This is a genomic window from Streptococcus sp. HMSC034E03 (assembly GCF_001811505.1).
In the GTDB taxonomy this organism is placed as follows: Bacteria; Bacillota; Bacilli; order Lactobacillales; family Streptococcaceae; genus Streptococcus.
In genome coordinates this window covers 1-710 of sequence record NZ_KV804955.1, presented here as the reverse complement: position 1 = coordinate 710, position 710 = coordinate 1, and the positions used below count along the sequence as shown (strand labels likewise).

Sequence of the window (710 nt, the reverse complement as noted above, 5' to 3'; positions counted from 1 at the left end):
AAAAAACGAAGAAGAAACGAAGATAAACGAAGTATCGGAGGACATTATTCAGCTCTATAGTTACGACTACTACGACCACCCAGCTTCTGCAGGTACAGGCCAGTATTTGAACGATGTACGAGTGGAACGGATAGAGTTGCCAGTAGATATCGATGCCGACTTCGTCATTCCGATCAAAGGGGACTCCATGGAGCCTGACTATCACGATGGCGACCTGGTATTCATTCAGACCAGCGTGGACTTAAATAACGGTGTTATCGGAGTATTCAACTACGACGGCGATGCTTATATCAAGCAGCTTGTCATTGACAAAGAACAGGCATACCTACATAGCCTAAACCCAGCTTACAAAGATATGCCAATCACACCAGAGACCGACTTCCGAATTATCGGTGAAGTCGTGGATTTGTACAGAGAGGGATAATATGAGTAGTGAAAGCAGACCAATGGAAGTGATTAAACACAACCTAGATTGTCAATGTCATAGACGAAGAGAGTGGATTAGAGTCAATGATAAGTGGCATGCTATCGAGTTTTCGGTAGACGATCCAAACGAACCTCCTATGACCGAAGAAGAAAAAGCCAACGTAGCCTTAATTATTCAACAACACTTATCAAAAAAATCCGAATAACAAAAGACTCTATAAAGACGCTCTGAAGAGCCTTGACGTCCCTACAGAGTTTGATTACTTAAATACTACAATCTAAAA

The 710-nt window shown here is 42.1% G+C and carries 1 protein-coding gene; it reads left to right on the top strand.

The genetic code is table 11. The features are described 5' to 3' along the window. On the top strand, window positions 1-424 hold a 424-nt coding region (locus HMPREF2805_RS01355; protein ID WP_148131570.1), incomplete at its 5' end, for a S24 family peptidase. Between the last annotated feature and the right edge of the window lie 286 nt (window positions 425-710).